Here is a 23,050-nt window from a genome sequence, read left to right on the forward strand (position 1 = left end):
GAAAGGGATGCACGATGTCTGTGACGGTAGAGGCGATTGATCCGGCGAACCGCGGCGCGCTGGCGCTGGCCGACGAGCGCGTCGAATACAGCTGGAACGATCTCGATCCGATCCTGAACCGTGCCGCGAATGCGCTCCACGCCGCCGTGGACGCGCGCCGCCGCGCGGCGGTGTTCGCGCCGAACAGCGCGGAGACGGCGCTCGCCTATGTCGCGTGCCTCGAGGCGGGCGTGTCGAGCGTGCCGGTGAACTTCCACCTGACCGTTCAGGAACTCGTCTACATCCTTCAGGACTCGAACGCCTCCGTGCTGTTCGTGGGGCCAGAAACGGCCGAGGTCGGCCTGGCGGCGGCGCGCGAGGCGGGCGTCACGCAGGTCGTCGGGTGGCGCTGCGAGGCCCGCGAAGGGCTCACGCTCTGGGAGGACTGGCTCGCCGCAGCCTCCGCCGGGGCGCTGCCCGCTGATCTGAAGCCGTTGCCGCACCTGCACTACACCTCCGGCACCACCGGCAAGCCGAAGGCGACCGAAACGCCGCCGAGCTATTTCCCGGCCGCGGACACCGTGCGGGCGTTCGCGGAAATCCTGCGACCAAAGGTCACGCCTTCTCCGGGTATCGCCGTGGGGCCGCTCTATCACACGGGCCCGCTCGGCATGGTGCGCAACCTGTTCGCGGGCATGTCGCTGGTGACGGTGCAGGCGTTCGATCCCGAAAAGGTGCTGGCGCTGATCGAGCGTTATCGCGTGGCGGGTTCGGTGATGGTGCCGACGCATTTCCAGCGGCTGCTTTCGCTGCCCGAGGAGGTGCGCGCACGCTATGACGTGTCCAGCATGAAGCGCCTCGCGCACACGGGCGCGGCCTGTCCGCGCGACGTGAAGAAGGCGATGATCGACTGGTTCGGGCCCGTGCTCGTCGAAGCCTACGGCGGCACCGAAGCGGGATCGACGACGTTCATCACGTCGCCCGAGTGGCTGGAGCGGCCGGGTTCGGTCGGGTGCGCGCTGCCGCCGTTCGAACTCGTCATCATCGGCGAGGACGGCAAGGAATGCCCCGCGGGTGAAGTCGGGCAGGTGTATTTCCGCGACACGACCGGGCGCGGCATCGTCTATCACGGCGACCCGGTGAAGACGGCGGAGGCGCACATCGCGCCCGGCGTCTTCACGCTCGGCGAGATGGGCTATGTCGACGCCGAGGGCTACCTGTTCATCACCGACCGCGTTTCCGACATGATCGTGAGCGGCGGCGTCAACATCTACCCGGCCGAAGCGGAGCATGTGCTGCTCTGCCATCCGGACGTCGCGGACGTAGCGGTGATCGGCGTGCCGAACGCGGAGATGGGGGAAGAGGTGAAGGCGCTGGTGATCCCGGCGGACCCCGCGAACCCGCCGTCGCCGGAAGCGCTGAACAGTTTCTGCCGGGAGACTCTTGCCGGCTACAAATGCCCGCGGTCCTACGATTTCGTCGACGACATCGGCCGCAATGCGATGGGCAAGGTCAACAAGCGCGCGCTGCGGCAGAACTATTGGCCTTCCGATCGCACGATCGGCGGATGAGGCCTTCCGCGTGCCCGGTGTGTCGCGAATGTCGCGCCGGGCATGATTTGAAACCTGCACAGCGGATTAATAATTGACATGGCCATAAAACTGCATTTAAGTGCAGAAATTGCAAGGAATCGTGTATTCCTTGCAATGTTGAGCGCCTGAAGGGCGTGCGACGGGCCGTCGGTAAGAACGGCAAGAGGGAAGATCGTCATGGGTGTCAGCAGCACTCCAGTCATGCCTCTTGGGTTCGATCCGCAGCCCGGCGCCCGGCGTCGGGAACGCTGTACGCAATGGAATTCTTCGTCAGCCGCAAGGTTTCGGCAGCCAACGTATTTTTCGGGGGAGGATATATGAAGACGATTCGAATGAAGCACCTGGGTCTTTCGACGGCGCTTTGCAGTGCGGGCGCCCTGCTCGTGGCGGCGCCTGCCGCGGCGCAGGAAGCGGCGCAGGCACCTGCCCAGGACAGCGTCACGGTCGGCGGTCTCGATGAAATCGTCGTGACGGCGCAGCGCCGCGCGCAGAACCTGCAGGACGTGCCGCTGTCGATCGTCGCGGTCGGCGCCGACACGCTGTCGCGCACGGGCGTGGCAACCATCGAGGCGCTGAACACGCTGATCCCCAACGCGGTCATCGAGCACGTCGGCCTGTTCCCCGGCGTCGCATCGCTGTCCATCCGCGGCGTCGGCGTCAGCGGCATCGAGAGCTTCGCCGACCCGCAGGTCGCGGTCTACATCAACGGCATCTTTCAGGCGCGCAACGTCAACGCGCTCTCCAGCACGGTCGACGTGTCGTCGATCGAGGTTCTGCGCGGGCCGCAGGGCACGCTTTACGGCCGCAACGCCTTCTCGGGCGCCATCTCGCTGCGCACCAACCGGCCGGACCTGAACGAGACCAGCGGTTCGGCGATGGCGACGATCGGCAACTACGGCAAGATCGACGTCGATGTCGTCGGCAACGTGCCGATCGTGGAAGGCAAGGTCGCGGCGCGTCTCGCCGTGCGGTCGCACAACTTCGACGGGTTCTGGAAGAACCACGGCATCGTTGCGCCAAGCGTTGTCGATTCGACGCTCGAGGGCAAGTCGATCGGCAAGGAGCAGAGCCTCTACGTGCGTCCGACCCTGCGCCTCACGCCCAATGACGCGTGGGACATCAACATCATCGGCGAAATCATGCGCGAGCGCAGCGAGGCGTATTCCGCCGGGCAGATCGTCCTGCCGGGCAGCACGCTTTCCAGCCTCGGCTTCCCCGGTTTCAATCCGTTCGGCGACAAGCGTTTCGGCATTTCGTCCGACGGCACCAACCCGCTGCGCGCGGGCACGAACTTCAGCGGCAAGCCGACCGACAACGACCAGTGGAACATCACCACGGATGCCGCCTACACGACCGATCTCGGCACGTTCCGCGCGCTTGTGAACTACAACCGCGCCACGTCCGAGATCTGGACCGACACGGACGGCACCAACATCAACTCCTATTCCACCGTCCGCTGGGAAACCTATCGCGCATTTTCCGGCGAGCTTCAGTTCGCTTCCGATTTCTCGGATTCGATCAACGTGGTCGCCGGCCTGTTCTATCTCTGGGATCACTACAATACGTCGCAGCTCAGCTTCACGGACTTCACGGCACCGTTCGTGTCGGAATTCTCGATTGCCGACACGACGCAGAACCCAGGCTATGTGAACAACACCGGCAAGCGCAAGACATGGTCGGCCTACGCGCAGGTGGAGTACAACTTCACGCCGGAACTCGCGCTCGTCCTCGGCGGCCGCTACAGCTACGAGAAGAAGTACGGCTATCGCGGCACGAACTCCACGTTCAACACCACCGGGCTCGCGCGCGACATTGACTTCAGCGATCACATCTGGCCGACCAACACGGCGATCATCTTCGGCCCGGCGAAGAAGGCCTGGGAAAGCTTCTCGCCGCGCGTCGGCGTGAACTACAAGGCGAACGACGACGTGATGCTGTTCGGCTTCTGGCAGCGCGCGTTCAAGTCGGGCGGCTTCAACGCCAACTCCTCCGACCAGACGGCGTTCATGACGCCTTATGGACAGGAGCGGGTCGACAACTACGAAGTCGGTATCAAGAGCGACTGGTTCGATCGCCGTCTGCGTCTCAACGTCAACGCCTTCTACAGCAAGTTTGACGGCCTGCAGCGCAGCCTCGTGACGCCGACCCCGTCCTCGCCGAACGGCGTGACCACGGTCAACCAGAACCTTGCGGACATGAAGAGCTACGGCATCGAGGCGGAAATCTCGGCGCGTCCGGTCGACCAGCTGACGCTCTATGCGAACATCGGCTGGAACAAGGCGTCGTACACCTCGTACTGCGCGGACCTCGATGGTGCGGAGACGACGACGACGCCCGCGAACGGCCGCGCGGTTTGCGGCCCGATCACCACGGTGACGTCGGGCGGCGTGGACCGCTACCTCGTGCCGACCGACTTCTCCGATCTGAAGCCGATGCGTGCGCCGCGCTGGGACCTCACGGCGGGCTTCACCAAGGACTTCACCGCGGGCTCGGGCACGATCTCGGTGAACGGCAGCGTCAACTATCGCAGCTCGGTGTTCGTGCAGCTGCTGAACGTGCCGTATTCGTACCGCCCGGCGATGACGCTGGTGGATGCCAGCATCAGGTGGACGCCGGATAGCGACGCCTACGAAGTCACGCTCTGGGGCAAGAACCTCACCAACCAGATCGAGATCCTGAACTACCTGCCGGTCGGCAACTTCTTCGCGGACTATCATGTTACCAATCCGCGGACGTATGGTGTTACGGTCGGCGTGAAGTTCTAGTCGGGAAGAGTGGAGGCGCGGGACATGCGGCTTGCCGTGTGTCCCGCGCCGGTTTCCGGTGCGATGGAGAGGTGGATGCGCGGCGTCGTGAAAGTCGTGAAAACGGACAGGTTGCCTGCCCTGCTGGTCTCGGCCGCGATGCTGATGACGCTCGGCTTTTCCGATAATGCCGCGGACGCGACGGGCGCCAAGCGTTCTCCTGCCTACGACGAGGCCGACGGCAGCAACTGGCAGGCCTTCGGCCGCACCTACAGCGAGACGCATTTCAGTCCGCTCAAAGAGATCAACGAAGCCAGCATCGGGCGGCTCGGACTCGTCTGGGCGCACGATCTGGAGCCGACGTTCAACAGCTTCTCGGCGCCGCTCGCGGTTGACGGCGTGCTCTATTTCGCGACCGGCTACAGCGTCATCCACGCGATGGACGCGCGCACCGGCGAGCTGCTCTGGAAATATGATCCCGAAGTCCACAAGCACGCCGGGCACAAGATGCGCGCCGGCTGGGGCATCCGCGGCATCGCCTTCGACAACGGCAAGGTGTTCACCGGCACGCTGGACGGGCGCCTGATCGCGCTCGACGCCAAGACCGGCACGCTGCTGTGGAGCGAACTCACGCTCGATCCGAAAGACGAAAGCTACATCACCGGGCCTCCCTGGGTCTTCAACGGCAAGGTGGTGATCGGCAGCGGCGGCTCGGACTACGGCCCCGTGCGCGGCTATGTGACCGCCTACGATCAGGCGACCGGCAAGCAGGCGTGGCGTTTCCACACCGTACCCGGAAACCCGGCGGACGGCTTCGAGAACAAGGCCATGGAAATGGCCGCGAAGACGTGGACGGGCGAGTGGTGGAAACACGGCGGCGGCGGCTCCGTCTGGCACGCCATGGCGTTCGATCCGAAATTCAACCGCATCTATCTCGGCGTCGGCAACGGTGCGCCGTGGAACCAGAAGATCCGCAGCCCGCAGGGCGGCGACAATTTGTTCCTCGCCTCCATCGTCGCGCTCGACGCCGACACGGGCGAGTACGTCTGGCACTATCAGGCGAATCCCGGCGAGACGTGGGACTACAACAACACGATGGACATCCAGCTCGCCGACCTGAAGATCGGCGGCAAGGTGCGCCCGGTGATCATCCACGCGCCGAAGAACGGTTTCTTCTACGTGATCGACCGCAAGACCGGGAAACTGGTCTCGGCGGAGAAATTCTCCAAGGTGACATGGGCCGAGCGGATCGACCTGAAGACCGGGCGGCCCGTGGAAACGCCGGACGCCCGCTATCCGGACGGCAAGGCGGTGATCATCTATCCGTTCCCGAACGGCGCGCACGGCGTTCAGGCGATGGCGTTCAGCCCGCAGACGGGCCTTGCCTACATACCGGCGAACGAGGGCGGACGCGTCTATGTGGACGCGCCGGGCGATTTCTCGAAATGGCAGCACCGGCCGGGCATGTACATCAACACGGGCCTCGGCGCCGCGCCGCCCGGAATGACCGTGCCGCCGCCGATCAGCTTCCTGCAGGCATGGGACCCCGTGAAGCAGAAGGAAGCGTGGCGCGTGCCCATGAAGGGCGCGTTCAGCGGCGGCGTGTTGACGACGGCGGGCAACCTCGTCGTGCAGGGCAACGCCGAGGGCAAGCTCGTCGCCTATGAGGCGAACAGCGGCAAGCCGCTGTGGTCCTTCGACGCGCAGAACGGCATCCTCTCGAACCCGATCACCTACACGGTGGACGGGCGCCAGTACCTGACGGTCATCACCGGCTGGCGGTCGAGCTACGGCACGGCGCCGACATGGGACTATTACGGCCAGAAGCGGCGCGTGCTGACGTTCGCGCTGGACGGCAAGGCCGCGCTTCCGGACGACGAGCCGGTGGAGATGCCCATTGCGGACGACGAGAGCTTCGTGGTCGATGCCGAAAAGGCGAAGCTGGGCAGCGCCATCTACAACACGGCCTGCATCGTCTGCCACGGCGTCGGCATGATGGCGGGCGGCGCGGCGCCGGACCTGCGCAAGGCGGGGGCGCCGATGGCGTTCGAATCGCTGGCCGCCGTGGTGCGGGACGGCGAACTGATGCAGAACGGTATGCCCCGCTTCGAGCAGCTGACCGATGCCGAGATCGAGGGGCTTCAGCATTTCATCCGGCAGCGCGCGCGCGAAGCGCTCGCGTCCGTGGAGGCAGCGCCGCAGGCGTCTCCCAAATGAGCGGCGTATCCTGCTGATGCGGAAAAGGGCAGGGCCGGTCTTCGCGGCGATTCTCGCGGGCGTGCTCCTCAGCGGATGCCTCGGCGATCCGCCCGCCGCCAGCGGGGCGGACTGGCCGGGCTACGGCGGGCCGGTCGATGAAGCGCACTACAGCCCGCTGAGGGAAATCAACGCGGGCAATGCCGCGAAGCTGGGGCTTGCCTGGTATCACGACATCGACGTCGGGCCGAGCAGCCTGTCCGCACCGGTGGCGGTTGACGGCGTGCTCTATTTCGCGGCCGGTTACAGCGTCGTCCACGCGATGGACGCCGCGACCGGCAAGGAATTGTGGCGGTACGATCCCGAAGCCCCGAAGGCGGCGGGGCGCAAGCTGCGCGCCGCATGGGGAAGCCGCGGCATCGCCCATGCGAACGGGCTGATCTTCACCGGCACCATCGACGGGCGGCTGATCGCCATCGACGCGAAGACCGGCAAGCCGCGCTGGAGCGCGATGACGATCGAACCCGACGACAGCCGCTACATCACCGGCGCGCCGTGGGTGTTCGGCGACAAGGTGGTGATCGGCCACGGCGGCGCGGATTTCGGCCCCGTGCGCGGCTACGTGACCGCCTATGACCAGAAGACCGGCAAGCAAGCGTGGCGTTTCCACACCGTGCCCGGCAACCCGGCGGAGGGCTTCGAGAACAAGGCCATGGAAATGGCCGCGAAGACGTGGACGGGCGAATGGTGGAAGTACGGCGGCGGCGGCACCGTGTGGAACGCCATGGCCTACGATCCGAAGCATAACCGCATCTATATCGGCGTTGGCAACGGCGCACCGTGGAACCAGAAGATCCGCAGCCCCGAAGGCGGCGACAACCTGTTCCTCTGTTCGATCGTGGCGCTCGACGCCGACACGGGCGAATATGTCTGGCACTACCAGACGAACCCCGGCGAGACGTGGGACTTCAATTCGGCGATGGACATCGAACTCGCCGAGCTGGAGATCGACGGCAGGAAACGCGAGGTGCTGCTGCACGCGCCGAAGAACGGTTTCTTCTACGTGCTCGACCGCGAGACGGGGAAGCTGATTTCCGCCGAGGCGATCGTGCCGGTGAACTGGGCCGAGCGCATCGACGTCGAGACCGGACGCCCGGTCGAGCGCCCGGAGGCGCGCTATCCGGCGGGCAAGACGGCGATCGTCTACCCGTCGCCCTACGGTGCGCACAACGTGGAGGCGATGTCGTTCAATCCGGGCACGGGCCTCATCTACATCCCGGTTCTCGATCAGGGGCGGGCGTATACCGACCCGAGCGGCCCCCTCGCAGAATGGAAGCATCTCGATGGCCAGCGGCTCAGCGTCGGCACGGGGACGCCGCCCGCCGATCTGAAGCTCCGGCCGGCGTCGAGCGCCCTGCTGGCGTGGGACCCGGCCCGTCAGCGCGAAGTCTGGCGGCAGTCCTATCCCGGGATGCGCGGCGGCGGCGGCACCGCGACGACGGCGGGCAACCTGCTGATGCAGGGCCGCGCGACGGGCGCGTTCGTCGTCATGGCGGCGGATACGGGCAAGACGCTCTGGTCGTTCGACGCGCAGACGGCGGTGATGGCGCAGCCGATCACCTATCTGGCGGGCGGGAAGCAGTACGTCACGGTGATCGCGGGATCGCGCTTTCAGGGCGCGGCGGGCCTCGAGCGCGAGTGGAACTATCACACGCAGCAATGGCGCGTGCTGACGTTCGCGCTGGGCGGCACCGCGAAGCTGCCGCCCGCCGAACCGGTGGACGTCCCGATCGCCGACGATCCGGCGTTCAAGGTGGTTCCGGCGCGCGCGTCGCTCGGCGAGACGGTCTACGGCCAGCGTTGCTCGATCTGTCACGGTCCGACGGCGCTTTCCGGCGGCGCGGCGCCTGACCTGCTGCGCTCGGCCATGCCTCTGGATTTCGACGCCATGAACACGGTATTGCGCGAGGGCGTGCTCCTCGAGCGCGGGATGCCGCGCTTCGAGGAACTGTCCGACGACGAGATCGCCGGGCTCCAGCACTTCATCCGTAAACGTGCGCGCGAGGTGCAGGCCGCCGATCCGCGCGCTTCGGTCAGCAGAGGTCACAATGAAGGTCAATGACGTCACCACCTACGAAGAGGACGGCCGGGTTGCGGTCGTCACCGTCGATTCGCCGCCGGTAAACGCGCTCTCGAACGCCGTGCGGCAGGGGATCGCCGCCGCGGTCGAAAAGGCGATGGCGGACGACGCGGTGGGCGCGGTCGTCCTGATCTGCGAGGGGCGCACTTTCTTCGCGGGCGCGGACATCACGGAGTTCGGCAAGCCGCAGGTGGAGCCGTCGCTTCGGAACCTCCAGAAGATCGTGGAGAACGCCACCAAGCCGATCGTGGCCGCGATCCACGGCACGGCGCTCGGCGGCGGGCTGGAGCTTGCGCTCGTCGCGCACTACCGCGTCGCGGTTCCCTCGGCGAAGTGCGGCCTTCCCGAAGTGAAGCTCGGCCTGCTGCCCGGCGCGGGCGGCACGCAGCGCCTGCCGCGCGTGGTGGGCGTGCAGAAGGCGCTCGAAATGGTGACGAGCGGCAACCCGATTTCAGCGAGGGAGGCGCTTTCGATGGGCCTTCTCGACGCGCTGGCGGAGGAGGGCGGGCTGCGTGCCGCCGCCGTCGCTTTCGCGAACAAGGTTCTCGACGAGGGGCTGCCGCTGCTGAAGGTGCGCGACCGCACCGAGAAACTGGAGGAGGCGCGTGCCAATCCCGGCATCTTCGACGAATTCCGCAAGGCGAACGCGCGCCAGTTCCGCGGCTTCCTCGCACCCGAGTACAATATCCGCTGCATCGAGACGGCGGTGAGCGACCTGCCGTTCGAGGACGCGCTGGTCCGCGAGCGCGCACTGTTCGACGAACTGATGAAGGACAGCCAGTCGGCGGCGCAGCGGCACGTGTTCTTCGCAGAGCGTCAGGCCGCGAAGGTGGACGACATTTCCGCCGACACGCCGACGCTGCCGATCGCGAAGGTCGGCGTGATCGGCGCGGGCACGATGGGCGGCGGCATCGCCATGAATTTCCTGAACGTCGGCATCCCCGTCACCATCGTGGAGACGGCGCAGGCGGGCCTCGACCGCGGCCTCGGCATCATCCGCAGCAATTACGAGACGACCGCGAAGAAGGGGCGCCTGAAGCCCGAGGACGTCGAGACGCGCATGGGCCTGCTCACCGGATCGCTCGATCTCGGCGACCTTGCCGACTGCGACCTCGTCATCGAGGCGGTGTTCGAGCAGATCGACGTGAAGACGGACGTGTTCGCGCGGCTGGATGCCGTTGCGAAGCCGGGCGCCATCCTTGCGACGAACACCAGCTATCTCGATGTCGATGAAATCGCCGCCGCAACGAAGCGTCCGGAAAGCGTGCTCGGGCTGCACTTCTTCTCGCCTGCCAACGTCATGAAGCTGCTGGAGATCGTCCGCACCAAGGACACGGCGCCGGAGGTGGTGGCGACGGCGGTGAAGCTCTCGAAGACCATCGGCAAGATCGGCGTGACGGTCGGCAACGGCTTCGGTTTCGTCGGCAACCGTATCCTCGCCGCGCGCAACACGCAGGCGGACGCGTTGATCCTTGAAGGCGCGACGCCACAGGACGTCGACCGCGTCCTCTACGATTTCGGCTTCCCGATGGGGCACTTCCAGATGCGCGATCTCGTCGGCCTCGACGTGGGCTGGGACCGCAATAAAACGAGTTCCTCCACCGTGCGCGAGATCCTGAACGAGATGGGGCGGCACGGCCAGAAGTCGAAGGCCGGTTATTACGACTACGACGAGAACCGCAAGCAGACGCCCTCGCCGGTGGCGGCGAAGGTGATCGAGGATTTCGCGGTGCGTCAGGGAATCGCGCGCCGCGCCGTCAGCGACGACGAGATCCGCGACCGCATCCTCTACGCGATGGTGAACGAAGGCGCGCGAATCCTCGACGAAGGCATCGCCGCGCGGTCCTCCGACGTCGATATCGTCTGGATCACCGGCTACGGCTGGCCGCGCTACCGCGGCGGCCCGATGTTCTGGGCCGACCTCGAAGGCCCGGCCAAGGTGCTGGAAACGCTGAACGCGCTTCGCGCCGCGCACGGCGACGATTTCACGCCGTCGCCGCTCATCGAACGGCTGGCGGCGGAGGGCAAGGCGTTCAAGGACGCGTGACGCGTCTCTTTTGCACTGGATCGGCGCGCCGGAAAAATATATACCTCGGTGCAGAATTTGGGTGAGGGTCCGATATGACAAGCGCCACCGCCGCGATCGCGGGCATAGGAGAAACGGCATTCGTGCGGGCGACGCCGCGCACGACGCTGGACATGACCGCGGAAGCGGCGCGCAGGGCGGTTGCGGACGCGGGGCTCGGCATCGCCGACATCGACGGCTTCGTGTCGTGCGGAAGCGCCGATCACGTCGACGAGCTGGTTTTCGCGCTGGGTGTCGCCGATCGGGGCTTCAGCGCCGCCACCTCCGTCGTTGCCGGAACGGCGACGGTGGGGAGCGGGCTTCAGCTCGCGCAGCTCGCGGTGCAGGCGGGCCTCGCGAGGCATGTGCTCGTCTACTACGCGATCAAGTGCTCGAAGCCCGGTGGCCCGCGCACCACGCACCTCGCCGAGCCGCTGAAGGTCGACCTCGAAATGCCGGTCGGCTATTTCGGCCAGCCCGCCTATTTCGCGGTACTCGCCAACCGCTATGCCCACGAATTCGGGCTTTCCGAGGAAGAGCTGGCCTCGGTGGCGCTCACCTACCGCAAATGGGCCGTGCTGAACCCGGACGCGCAGAAGCGCGAGCCGATGGACATGGAGGGCTACCGCAAGAGCCCGATGGTGGCGCGGCCGATGCGCGTCGCCGACTGCTGCCTGATGACGGACGGCGCGGGCGCCTATCTGGTGACGACGCTGGAGCGCGCGCGCGATCTCGCGAAGCCCCCGGCGGTGGTCGCGGGCATCGGCATCGCGTCGAACCCGGAGCCGATGTCGACCGTGCTGACGCAGCGCCGCGACCTGCTCGACCTGCCGGGGCGGCGGTCTGCTGCCGCGGCTTATGCGGCGGCGGGCATCACGGCGGCGGACGTGGACGTCGCGCAGGTGTACGACTGCTTCAGCATCTCCGCGATCCTGCAAACCGAAATGCTCGGCTTCTGCGAAAAGGGCGAGGGCGGGCGCTTCTATCACGCGGGCCATGCCGCGCCGGGCGGCAAGATGCCGGTCAACACGAGCGGCGGCCACATGTCGGGCGGCTATGTGCCGGGCATCAACCTCCTCATCGAAGGCGTGCGGCAGCTTCGCGGCGAGCGCGGCGCGGCGCAGGTCGAGGGCGCGGCCGTCTGCGCGGTCGCCGGGCTCGGCGGCAACACGCACGCGACCACCATACTCACCCGGGATCAGTGACCATGGGCGTTCCGAATTTTCCGCCGCGTTTCGATACCGACCTCTGCAAGCCCTTCTACGAGGGGCTCGCGGTGGGCGAGCTCAGGATCACGGCCTGCCCGGAATGCGGAACCTTCTACTGGTATCCGCCCGAGGTGCTGCCCTGCCACCCGGAAAGCCACGCGGTCTGGAAGCCGCTTTCGGGTGAGGGCACGATCTATTCGTTCACGAAAGTCGAGCGCAGCCTGCTGCCCGGCGCCGATCCGGCGAGCGTGCCGCACACCATCCTGCTCGTCGAGCCGGTGGAAGCGCCGCAGGCGCGGATCATTTCGCTGCTGGTCGGCGATGCGGAGCCCGCGTGCGGGATGCGCGTGAAATTGTCGCCCGTGCCGGCGGGAGAGCATGTGCTGCCGGGCTTCGCGCCGGCCTGAAGAAGACTCGGGAGATCAAGGAATGTCCGGACCGCTTGTTGGATTGAGGATTGTCGACGCCTCGCGCGTGATGGCGGGGTCGATCGCCGGCGTCCTGCTGGCCGACCACGGCGCGGAGGTCATCCGCATCGAGCCGAAGGGCGGCCTCGCCTTCTCGCACCTGCCGCTGCGCAAGGGCTGGGAACGCGGCAAGACGAGCGTGGAACTCGACATCGCGGCCGACAAGGACGCGTTGCTCGGCCTGCTGGCGACCGCGGACGTGTTCATCCACTCGCTGGAAGACGCCGAGGCGAAAAGGCTCGGTCTCGATGCCGAAACGCTCGGCGCGCAGTTCCCGGCGCTCATCGTCTGCGCGCTCACCGCCTACGGCGCAAACACGCCGTTCGCGGACCGTCCCTACGGCGAGTCGCTCGCCGCCGCGCGGCTCGGCGCGATGGTGGAGAAGGGCAATCCGCACCGGCCGGACACGCCCTTCTACCTCGGCCATCCGGGGCTGCACTACGGGCAGGCGTTCCTTGCCGCGATCGACATCCTCTCGGCGCTGCGCGCACGGCATGAAACCGGGCTGGGGCAGGGCGTCGAGGCGTCGCTGCTCGACAGTTTCCTCGCCCAGTCCTCGATGAACTGGTGGTATCACCCGGAGGGCAAGTCCTACATCGCGCGCGGCGGCAAGGCCTCCACGAAGGGCACGCCGTTCGGCTACACGCGCCTCATCACCGGCCTGTTCCAGTGCGGCGACGGCGAGTTCCTGCAAGTGCACAGCGGCGGCCCCGGCGCGTTCAAGGTGCTGACCGACCTGCTCGGTTTCGGCGACCGCGTGAAGGCCGTGAACGGCCCGGAAATGGCGATCCCGCTCGACGAGGAGGAATACAAGGCGGTGCGCGTCGACATCTACGACGCGTTCAGACAGAAGCCGCGCGCCGAATGGCTGGAGCTGTTCTACGCGAACGACATCGCGACGCTGCCGGTGCTGCGCCCAGCCGAGGCGCTGCTCGATCCGCAGGTGGAGCACATGGGCCAGCGCATCGAGATCGCCGATCCCGATCTCGGCACGGTGCATCAGGCGGGCCCGGCGATCCGCTATCGCAGCGCGGGCGCCGCGCGCATCGCCGCCGCGCCGAAGGTCGGCGCCGACAACGGCAGGCTCCCGGCGCTGCTCGCCGCGCCGAAGCGCACCGCCGCGCCCACCGGCAAGCGGCTTTCGCACGCGCTCGAAGGCGTCAGGGTGCTGGATTTCAGCTCGTTCTTCGCCTGCGGCTACGCGGGCAAGCTGATGGCGGACATGGGCGCGGACGTCATCAAGGTGGAAACCCCGACGGGCGACCAGATGCGGCCGCTTCCCGACCCGTTCGAGGCGTGCCAGCGCGGCAAGCGCGGCATCGCGCTCAACATCAAGTCGGCGGAAGGGCTGGAGATCGTCCGCAAGCTCGTGGAGACCGCCGACGTCGTCATGCACAACTGGCGGCCCGGAAAGGCCGAGAAAGCGGGCATCGGCTACGACGACCTCGTCAGGATCAAGCCGGACCTGATCTATGCCTACCTGCCGGGTTACGGCTCTTCGGGTCCGAAATCGAAGCTGAAGAGCTTCGCGCCGCTCATCTCCGGTTTCTGCGGCCTGCTCTACGAAGGCGGCGGCGAGGGCAACGACCCGGTGCCGAGCGTGTTCGGCAACGAGGACTACAACAACGGCTTCCTCGGCGCGGTCGGCGTTCTGATGGCGCTCGAGCGCCGCTACAGGACCGGCAAGGGCGATCAACTCGAATGTCCGCAGGTCCATTCCAGCCTGTTCACGACCTCCGAGCATTTCCTCGACAGCAAGCGCGACATCGTCTGGGGCCTGCGGCTCGACCAGCAGCAGATGGGCTTCAGCGCGCTCGACCGGCTGTTCCGCACGAAGGACGGCTGGCTGGCGATCGCCTGCGAGGACAATGAGCGCTTCGCGGCGCTGGCGGGCGCCATCGGCAAGCCGGAGCTCGTGGACGATGCGCGCTTCGCGAGCCCGCAGGCGCGCACCGAAAACCGCAAGGCGCTGGAAGCCGAGCTGGAGCCGGTCTTCGCCGGGCTGACGAGCGCGGAGGCGTTCGCGAAGCTGGACGCGGCGGGCGCGCCCTGCGAGATCGCGGTCGAGGACCCGTGGCTGCCGGGCTTCTTCCACGAAGGCTGGGCGGAGACGAGCGGACGCGTGTTCGATCAGGCGGATTCGATCCACGGACCGATCCGCGAGATCGGCCTCGTCACGCACCTCAAGGGCACGCCGGGGCTGAAACGACCGACCGCGCCGCGGCTCGGCGAGCACAGTCGGTCGCTGCTGGTGGAACTCGGCTATGCGTCCGACGCCATTGAAAAGCTGGTCGGTGAGAGGGTCGTGATCGCCGCCTGAGCCGCCGCGCGGTTGACGCAAGCGGCAAGAGCGGTCATGAATTTTCGTCTGACGCGCAGTTTATGCGCCTCATGGGGGATGTTTGAGGGATCGTGCGTTTGCTGAACGAAGTCACCGAGAGACCGCAGACCTATTCGAGCCCGGCCATTCGCGCGCGGCGAAGCCGTATTCTTGACGAAACCCGCAAGATGATCTCCGAGCAGGGCGTTTCGGCGCTCAGCATGAACGAGATCGGCAAGCGGGCCGGCGTTGCGAAGCGGACGCTCTACAACGCCTTCCAGACGCGCGAGCGGATGATCGCGGCCGCCATCCAGGAATATTTCGACGAGTATCTGGCGCGCATCCCCTACAACAGCGACCCCGGCACGCTGATGCACAACCTGGAGCGCATCGTCGCGGTGGTGCAGCGCAACCGCAAGATCCGTAACTACATCCGCGCCATCATGGGGCTGTATTTCAGCCCGGACACCGATCCCGACATCTGGACGGCGATGCAGTCCATGGGAACGCGGCCGAACCTCGGCTGGATCCGCAACCTGCAGACGCGCAAGCATCTCCAGCCGTGGGTGGACGTGGAGAAGCTGGCTGACGACATCGTCCGTTACGAATATGCGACGATCAACGACTGGGCGCGCGGCCGCATTGGCGACGACGAGATCGTGCCGCGACTGGTGCGCAGCTATCTGACCTTCATGAGCGGCGCGACACGCGGCGCGGCGCGCAAGGAGATCGAGGAACTGCTGGGGCGCATCGACGTGGAAGGGTTGTCGGCGATCCCGGTTTTCGCGACGCCGCGCAAGGCGTCGGCCGCTTAATTCTATCCCGCGATGCAAAATTTCTTGCACTTTCCCTGAGACGAGGGCTTTGTGCGGGAAAGGCTTGGGGAAGGATTGATCATGGCCGAATCGGACGCCGCAACTGAGCGGGAGCTGATTTTCGAGCGCAGGGACGACGATGTCGCCGTGCTGACGCTCAACCGCCCGAAAGCGCGCAACACGGTGTCGTTCGCGATGTGGGATCAGTTCTCGCAGGCGCTCGACACGCTGGAGGTCGATCTGCCGCGCGCGGTCGTGCTGTGCGGGGCCGGCGGCTATTTCAGCAGCGGCGGCGACGTGAAGACGCCGCCGTCACGCGGCGACGGGGCGCAGCGTCTCGCGGCGCGGCTCGAAATGGGGCAGCGCATCATCGCACGCGTGCGGGCGCTGCCGGTGCCGGTGATCGCCGCGGTGGAAGGCGGCGCGTTCGGCGTGTCGTGGAGCCTCGCCATGGCCTGCGACATGATCTTCGCGTCGAAGACCGCGCGCTTCGGCGCACCGTTCCTGTCCTTCGGGCTTGTGCCCGACGGCGGCGCGGCATGGTTCCTTTCGCGGCAGCTCGGGCGGCATCGCGCGGCCGAGATCATCTTTTCGGGCCGTTATCTCGATGCCGAGGAGGCGCTTGCGGCGGGCCTCGTCAGCCGGCTGGAGCCGGAAGGCACGGTGGTCGAGGCCGCGCTCGCCTTCGCGTCCGACATCGGCAGCGGCAACCGCCATGCGGTCGAGCTGACGAAACGCCTGCTCCAGACCTCGGACACGTCCGACCTCGCGGTGAGCCACGCGCTCGAGCTCTCCTATTGCCACACCTGTCAGGCGGGCGACGAAGTGGTGCGGGCGCGCGAGGCCTTCATCGCCCGGGCTGCCGCCGCGAAGGCGGGCAAACCCGCCGGCTGAAAGGGCGATCATGCAGTTCGACATGCGCAACCTGCCGATGCCGGTGAACTACAAGATCGTGAATTCCACGATCACGCCGCGCCCGATCGCGTGGACGACGACGCTGTCCGCCGACGGTGTGCTCAACGTCGCGCCCTACAGCTTCTTCAATTGCGTGGGCGTCGAACCGCCGCTGGTGGCGCTGGGGCTGCTGAAGGACGAGGCCTGCGCCCTCAAGGACACGGCGACGAACATCATCGCGACGGGCGAGTTCGTCGTGAACCTCGTGTCGGAAGACGACGCGGCGCGGATGAACGAGACCAGCGTGTCCGCACCGCCCGAGGTGAACGAAGCCATTTACGCGGGTGTCGAAACGCTGCCCTCGGTGTTCGTGAAGCCGCCGCGCATCGCGACCAGCCCCGTGAGCTTCGAATGCCGCAAGGTTGCCGCACTCGACATCGGCGTGCGGCAGACCATCGTGATCGGCGAGATCCTGATGGCGCATATCGGGGATGAATTCATCACGGACCCGGAGAAGCTCTACCTCGATACGCCTGCCATGAAGTTGATCGGCAGGACGCACGGTGCGGGCTGGTATGTGCGGAACTCGGACCAGTTCCAGATGAACCGCACCCCCTACGATTCCGAAAAGGCGAAGACGCTGGGCGCGATCTGACGCCCGGCCGGCTTGTCACCGCCGAAGATAGACATTGCATGTCCGGCGGCTCTCCGGCATAAATTGACCTGCGGTGCAATAATGAGTTTGGCGTCGAACGGCCTTCGCAGGCGCGCGCGGGACAGGCTCGACAGCGAAGGTTCGGGGAGGTCACCATGCCAGAGGACGCGTCACGGGGGGCGAATGTGCCGCAGGAGGCGGATTATCCGAAGCCCGCGACCGGCTGGCTGACGGTTTCCGTCCTGTTCCTGCTCTACATCCTGTCGCTGACCGACCGCTACATCATCGCGCTCCTCGTCGAGCCGATCAAGGCGGACCTCGGGCTTTCGGATTTCCAGATCAGCCTGCTGCAAGGCCCGGCCTTCGCGCTGCTGTTCTGCCTGTGCGCGATCCCCGTGGGTGTCGCGCTCGATCGCTACAGCCGCCGCTGGGTGCTGTTCGTCTCGATCACGGTGTGGAGCATCGCCGCAGCCGCCTGCGGCCTCGCGCGCAACTTCGGCGCGCTGTTCGTGGCGCGCGCGGCGGTGGGCGCGGGTGAATCCGGCTTCGGCACCGGCAGCTATTCGATCATCGGCGACAGCTTTCCGCCGCACAAGGTGTCGCTCGCCATGTCCGTGTTCGTGATGGGCGGCGTGATGGGGGCGGGCATCGTGTTCCTGCTCGGCGGGCCGATCGTTGCCGCCGTGATGAAGGCCGGGCCGGTCGAATGGCCCGTGCTCGGGATGCTGGAGCCGTGGCAGCAGGTGTTCATCATCACCGGCGCGCCGGGCATCGCGATGGCGTTCCTCGTCTTCCTGTTCCGCGAGCCGAAGCGCCGCGCCGCGCGCTCCGCACAGTCCGGCGCGGGATACGGCGAGGCGATTCAGTTCCTGAAGCAGCGCGCGCGCCTGTTCACGGCGATCTTCCTCGGCTTCGGCCTCACCTATTCGGTGACGATCGGGCTGCAACTCTGGACGCCGACCTATCTGGTGCGCGCGCACGGCTGGGAACCGGCGCGCATCGGCGTCGTGCTCGGCATCGCGCAGATTCTCTCCGCCGCGACGCTGCCGGTCCACGGCTGGATCGTCGACCGGCTGTTCAAGGGCGGACGCAGGGACGCGCACCTCTTCTGGTGCATGGCGACCGCATTCCTCGCGATTCCCTGCGGCGTCGCGGCGTTCCTGATGACGAACGCGTGGGCGACGGTCGTGCTCTACGGTCTCTACATGACCTTCATCCTCTCCACGGCGAGCATGGGACCGGCGGTGGTGCAGGTGGTGACGCCGCAGCGTCTGCGCGGGCGCGTGTCGGCGCTCTATGTGCTGAGCACGGGGCTCGTCGCGATGGCGGGCGGCCCGGCGGTCGTCGGGCTCATCACCGACATGATCCTCCGCGACGAGCAGAAGGTCGGCATCTCGCTGATCGCGACCGTGCTGTGCGTGCTGGTGCCCGCCACGCTGCTGTTCGCCTTCGGGCGGCGCGGAATGCGCGATGTGATGGAACCCGCCAATGCCGCATGAGACGATCCTCTGCGAGGTTTCGAACGGCGTCCAGCGGATCGTGCTGAACCGGCCCGACACGCTCAATGCCTTCAATGTGCGGATGCACGAGGACCTCGCCGATGCGATCGCGCGGGGCGCGGACGATCCCGATGTGCGCGTGCTGCTGCTGACCGGTGCAGGGCGGGCGTTTTGCGCGGGGCAGGACCTCGGCGACCGCAAGCCGGCGGCGGACGGCTCGCCGCCCGATCTCGGCCATTCGCTCGAAACGTACTACAATCCGCTGATCCGGCGGCTGACAGGCCTTCCGAAGCCGATCGTGTGCGCGGTGAACGGCGTCGCGGCGGGCGCGGGCGCGAACATCGCCTTCGCCTGCGACATCGTGGTCGCCGCGCGCAGCGCCCGCTTCATCCAGTCGTTCGCGAAGATCGGGCTCATTTCGGACAGCGGCGGCACGTGGATATTGCCGCGCCTCGTCGGGCAGGCGCGCGCGCTCGGCCTTGCGCTCACCGCCGAGCCGCTCTCGGCCGAACAGGCCGCCGACTGGGGGCTGATCTGGAAAACGGTCGACGATGACCGTCTCGCCGAGGTTGCCGGAGAGATCGCGGCGGGTCTCGCAGCGTCCGCGCCGCTCGGGCTCGCCGCAATGAAGCAGGTGATCCGGGGAGCGTGGTCGCGGACGCTGGGCGAGCAGCTCGATCATGAGCGTGATACCATGCGTGCGCTCGGCTGCACCGGGGATTACCGCGAAGGGGTCGCCGCGTTCAGGGAAAAGCGGCCGGCGCAATTTCACGGAAGGTAGGGATGATGACTGGAACGCCAACGATGCCGGCCTCTCTTTCCGGCGGCCCGAAGAAATTGCTGATCGGCGGCGAATGGGTCGACGCGCTTTCCGGCGAGACGTTTCCGACGCTGAACCCGTCGACGGGCGCGGTGCTCGCGCAGATCGCGATGGCGGACGAGGCCGACGTCGACCGCGCCGTCGCGGCGGCGCGCGCCGCCTTCGAGGGTCCGTGGAGCCGCTTCAAGCCCGCCGAGCGCCAGCGCATCCTGCTGCGCCTTGCCGATCTCGTCGAGCGCGACGGCGATGAACTCGCGATGCTCGACACGCTGGAGATGGGGCGGCCGATCACCGATTCCGTGCGCGTGGCGGGCATCGTCGCGCGCGGCCTCCGGCATTTCGCGGGCATGGCGACGGCGATCCACGGCGAGACGCTGGCGAATTCCCATCCGCTCGACGTGCTCTCCTACACGCTGAAGGAGCCGGTGGGCGTCGTCGGTGCGATCATCCCGTGGAACGGGCCGCTGTTCAGCGCGGCGTGGAAGATCGCGCCCGCGCTTGCGACGGGCTGCACCGTGGTGCTGAAAGCTGCGGAGGACGGATCGCTGACGCCGCTGCGCTTCGGCGCGCTCTGTCTCGAAGCGGGCGTTCCGCCCGGCGTCGTCAACGTGCTGACCGGCTTCGGCGCGGTCGGCGCGGCGCTCTCCCGCCACCCCGATGTCGACAAGATCACCTTCACGGGATCGGGCGAAACCGGGCGCAAGATCATCGAGGCCTCCGCCGCCACCGCCAAGCGCGTGACGATGGAACTCGGCGGCAAGTCGCCGAACATCGTGTTCGCAGATGCCGATCTCGACCTCGCGGTGCAGGGCGCGGCGATGGCGGTGTTCTCGAATTGCGGACAGGTGTGCGCTGCGGGCACGCGCCTGTTCGTCGAGCGTTCCATCCACGACGAATTCGTCGCCCGCGTCGCCGAGTTCGGGAAGACGCTGAAGATCGGCATCAGCAACGATCCCGAAACGCGGCTGGGGCCGATCGTTTCGTCGCGCCAGTTCGACCGGGTGACGTCCTATATGGCGCTCGGCCCGGAAGAAGGCGCGCGGGTGGTCTCGGGCGGCACGCGCGTCACCGAAGGCGAACTCGCGAACGGCTGGTTCGTCACGCCGACCGTGTTCTCCGAGGTGAAGGACGACATGCGTATCGCGCAGGAAGAGATTTTCGGTCCGGTGATCTGCGCGTTCCCGTTCGATGATTTCGACGAGGTGATCACGCGCGCCAACGCCACGCGCTTCGGTCTCGCGGGCGGCGTGTGGACGCGCGACATTACCAAGGCGCACGCGGCGATCCGGCGCATTCGGGCCGGGTCGATCTGGGTGAACCACTATATGGCGATGGACCCGGCGGTGCCCTTCGGCGGCTACAAGCTGAGCGGCTACGGCCGCGAAGGCGGCACCGAGCATATCGAGGCGTACCTCAACACCAAGGGCGTCTGGATCCGCACGGGTTGAGGATTATGCCGCGGCGTCCCGCGCCTTCGCCTCGGCGATCATGCCGCGCATCGGCGCCAGCGCGCGCGAAAGCACGAGAGCTGTGAGCGGCAACCCGGTGGCGAGGCAGATCAGGATGGCGCTGCCGACCCGCTTTGGATCACCGAAGCCGTAGTCCGTGATCAGCGCGACGACGAGCGGACCGAGGATGGTGCCGCCCATGCCGATGATAAGCAGCATGATCGACGATGCCTTGCCGCGCAGGTCGCTCGGCACGATCGCCTGAACCGCGACGATCGACAGGCCGCCGTAGGTCGAGATCACGAAGAACAGCAGGCCGATCAGCAGCACCGCGAGATAGGGATCGCCGACCATGAACGCGGTGACGCCGATCGGCCAGCCGATGACGGCCGAGATCGCTGTGTAGCGCAAATGGATGTCCGTGACGCCGCGCTGGAAGAAACGGTCGGCAAGGTAGCCGTGGAGCGGCATACCCGTGCATGTGCCGACGAGGAGCGCCGTGCCGAGCCAGAGGCCGATCCGGCTCTCCTCCCAATCGTGGGCGCGGCCGAGATAGGCGGGTGCCCATGTGATCACCGACAGCGCCGTCATGCCGTAGACGAGGATACCGAGATGGTGGCTGATGTAGAAGCGCAGATGCTGCCGCACGAATTCCAGATAGACGGCGAAGCCCGCGGGCTTGTCGTCGGTCTGGACGCTTTGCCGAGAGCGGCGCTTCGGTTCGGGAATCAGGAAGATCAGGAACGCCATCAGCATACCCGGCGCGCCGACGACGATGAAGATCAGGTGCCAGCCGCGCAGGTCCCCGATGAGCGGCAGCGTGTAGAGCTTGTCCGGCACGAACAGCGTGGTGAGCGCGCCGCCGATCAGCAGTGCGAGGCCTTGCCCGACCTTGATGCCGAGCGCCGAGACGGACATCGGCATCGCCATCTTCTCGCGCGGGAACAGATCGCCGATGATCGAGTGCGATCCGGGCACCAGAACCGCCTCGCCGGCGCCCACGACCGCGCGCGCCGCAAAGAGCGCGGCGTAGCTGCGCGCGAACCCGGTCATGAGCGTGGCGAAGCTCCACACGATCACGCCCCAGAAGATCACGACGCGGCGCTGGAACCTGTCGATCATCCAGCCCGAGGGCAGGCCCATCACCGCATAGAAGATCGCGAAGGCGAGGCCGTAGAGCAGGCTGAGCTGAACATCGGAAAGTCCGAGATCAGCCTTGATCGGTCCCACCAGAAGCGTGAGCAGGTTGCGATCGAGAACGGACAACACCGTGAACAGGAACAGCACCGCGACGGCGGTCCATCCGACGCGCACGGGAGGATAGTCGTGCCGCGGGGCGGCGGGCCGATTCTGCTCCATGATTGATCTTGCGGCCCTTGTTCACGAGCGTATAAATTCCATGAGTAGCCTTGTTCCGGCGCCTGTCAAATCGGCACTGACATGCGCGTAGAAATCTAGTCCTTCACCGGGTCCGGACGAGAGAATTCCTCGAGCGCTGTGCGATCGGCGATCCGGATGCGCGCGCCGTCGACGATGACGCCGTGCCGGGCGAGCGTGCCGAATGCGCGCGAGAGATTCTCGGGGGTCATTCCGAGCAGGGACGCCAGCAGGCGTTTCTCGGCGCGGAGCTGCACCTCGCCCGTCCGGCCCTGCCGGCGGTCCTGTTGCAGGATCAGATTCCCCAGCCGCTCCGCCGACTGGCGCAGCTTCATGTCGATGAGCGCGCGCACGAGGTCGCGGTAGCCCAGCGCCAGTTCGTGCATCGTCGCCTGCATCAGCGCGGTGTCCCGCTTGATCACTTCGCGCACCAGCGCCGCAGGCACCAGCAGGATGCGCGACGGTGCAAGGGTACGGGCCGACATCAGGTACGGCATGTCGGTCACGACCGCGGCAAGAATGAAGCTGCTGACCGGCTCGACGATCCGCATCGTCGTGTCGCGGCCCGCGCTGGTGGCGTAAAGCTCGGCGAGGCCATCCACGAGGACGTGGAGGAAGTCCGCGTGCTGGCCGGATTCGAACAGGACGAGCTGCGGCGGGAATGTTTGCAGGAAGGACCCGGAGAAGATCCGGTCCCGTTCCGCCTCGTTCATCTTCGAGAACAGCGGCAGACGCGCAATTTCAGGTCTTTCACCGGAACGCACCGAACCCGGACTCCTCCCACCCGCCAAGCCATTTGGCAGTGTGGTTGATATATGTCAATTGTAGGCT

General features: G+C 66.8%; 16 protein-coding genes. 14 read left to right on the forward strand and 2 right to left on the reverse strand.

From position 1 onward, the window contains the following. The first annotated feature begins 14 nt into the window (after positions 1–14). The 14 genes from PE061_RS13365 to PE061_RS13430 all read left to right on the forward strand — a co-directional run bounded on the left by PE061_RS13365 (position 15) and on the right by PE061_RS13430 (position 20,842). Complete coding sequence (locus PE061_RS13365) at positions 15–1,550, forward strand: AMP-binding protein (protein WP_271255773.1); 1,536 nt, start codon at positions 15–17, stop codon at positions 1,548–1,550. 338 nt (positions 1,551–1,888) lie between these two features. Then, positions 1,889–4,336, forward strand: coding sequence for a TonB-dependent receptor (locus PE061_RS13370; protein ID WP_271255774.1), 2,448 nt, complete (start codon positions 1,889–1,891; stop codon positions 4,334–4,336). Between the two features lie 24 nt (positions 4,337–4,360). Continuing rightward, positions 4,361–6,532: a PQQ-dependent dehydrogenase, methanol/ethanol family gene (locus tag PE061_RS13375; RefSeq protein ID WP_271255775.1), complete on the forward strand. Its 2,172-nt coding sequence runs from the start codon at positions 4,361–4,363 to the stop codon at positions 6,530–6,532. Positions 6,533–6,548: 16 nt separating this feature from the next. Further along, the gene (locus PE061_RS13380) at positions 6,549–8,633 is read left to right on the forward strand and encodes a PQQ-dependent dehydrogenase, methanol/ethanol family (protein WP_271255776.1); all 2,085 of its coding nucleotides are present in this window, start codon (positions 6,549–6,551) and stop codon (positions 8,631–8,633) included. Then, complete coding sequence (locus PE061_RS13385) at positions 8,620–10,698, forward strand: 3-hydroxyacyl-CoA dehydrogenase NAD-binding domain-containing protein (RefSeq protein WP_271255777.1); 2,079 nt, start codon at positions 8,620–8,622, stop codon at positions 10,696–10,698. The genes PE061_RS13380 and PE061_RS13385 overlap by 14 nt, the downstream gene beginning before the upstream one ends. Positions 10,699–10,772: 74 nt before the next feature. Next, on the forward strand, positions 10,773–11,921 hold the full coding sequence (locus tag PE061_RS13390) for a thiolase family protein (RefSeq protein ID WP_271255778.1): 1,149 nt from the start codon (positions 10,773–10,775) through the stop codon (positions 11,919–11,921). A 2-nt stretch (positions 11,922–11,923) separates the two neighbouring features. Next, positions 11,924–12,331, forward strand: coding sequence for a Zn-ribbon domain-containing OB-fold protein (locus PE061_RS13395; RefSeq protein WP_271255779.1), 408 nt, complete (start codon positions 11,924–11,926; stop codon positions 12,329–12,331). A gap of 22 nt (positions 12,332–12,353) precedes the next feature. Continuing rightward, the gene (locus PE061_RS13400) at positions 12,354–14,711 is read left to right on the forward strand and encodes a CaiB/BaiF CoA-transferase family protein (protein ID WP_271255780.1); all 2,358 of its coding nucleotides are present in this window, start codon (positions 12,354–12,356) and stop codon (positions 14,709–14,711) included. A gap of 92 nt (positions 14,712–14,803) precedes the next feature. Beyond that, positions 14,804–15,526, forward strand: a complete 723-nt coding sequence (locus PE061_RS13405; protein ID WP_271255781.1) for a TetR/AcrR family transcriptional regulator — start codon at positions 14,804–14,806, stop codon at positions 15,524–15,526. A gap of 81 nt (positions 15,527–15,607) precedes the next feature. Then, positions 15,608–16,420: an enoyl-CoA hydratase/isomerase family protein gene (locus PE061_RS13410; RefSeq protein ID WP_271255782.1), complete on the forward strand. Its 813-nt coding sequence runs from the start codon at positions 15,608–15,610 to the stop codon at positions 16,418–16,420. Between the two features lie 10 nt (positions 16,421–16,430). Beyond that, on the forward strand, positions 16,431–17,075 hold the full coding sequence (locus tag PE061_RS13415) for a flavin reductase family protein (protein ID WP_271255783.1): 645 nt from the start codon (positions 16,431–16,433) through the stop codon (positions 17,073–17,075). Between the two features lie 155 nt (positions 17,076–17,230). Further along, a complete protein-coding gene (locus PE061_RS13420) occupies positions 17,231–18,574 on the forward strand; it encodes a spinster family MFS transporter (RefSeq protein ID WP_271255784.1) in 1,344 nt (447 codons plus the stop codon). Continuing rightward, a complete protein-coding gene (gene paaG, locus PE061_RS13425; protein ID WP_271255785.1) occupies positions 18,564–19,355 on the forward strand; it encodes a 2-(1,2-epoxy-1,2-dihydrophenyl)acetyl-CoA isomerase PaaG in 792 nt (263 codons plus the stop codon). The genes PE061_RS13420 and paaG overlap by 11 nt, the downstream gene beginning before the upstream one ends. A 23-nt stretch (positions 19,356–19,378) precedes the next feature. Next, the gene (locus PE061_RS13430; RefSeq protein WP_271255786.1) at positions 19,379–20,842 is read left to right on the forward strand and encodes an aldehyde dehydrogenase family protein; all 1,464 of its coding nucleotides are present in this window, start codon (positions 19,379–19,381) and stop codon (positions 20,840–20,842) included. Between the two features lie 3 nt (positions 20,843–20,845). Here PE061_RS13430 and PE061_RS13435 read toward each other — a convergent pair whose 3' ends face one another. After that, positions 20,846–22,201, reverse strand: a complete 1,356-nt coding sequence (locus PE061_RS13435) for an MFS transporter (protein WP_271255787.1) — start codon at positions 22,199–22,201, stop codon at positions 20,846–20,848. Between the two features lie 95 nt (positions 22,202–22,296). Beyond that, complete coding sequence (locus tag PE061_RS13440) at positions 22,297–22,983, reverse strand: helix-turn-helix domain-containing protein (RefSeq protein ID WP_271255788.1); 687 nt, start codon at positions 22,981–22,983, stop codon at positions 22,297–22,299. Positions 22,984–23,050 lie beyond the last annotated feature (67 nt).

The sequence above is a fragment of the Sphingosinicella microcystinivorans genome (genome assembly GCF_027941835.1).
GTDB lineage: Bacteria > Pseudomonadota > Alphaproteobacteria > Sphingomonadales > Sphingomonadaceae > Sphingosinicella.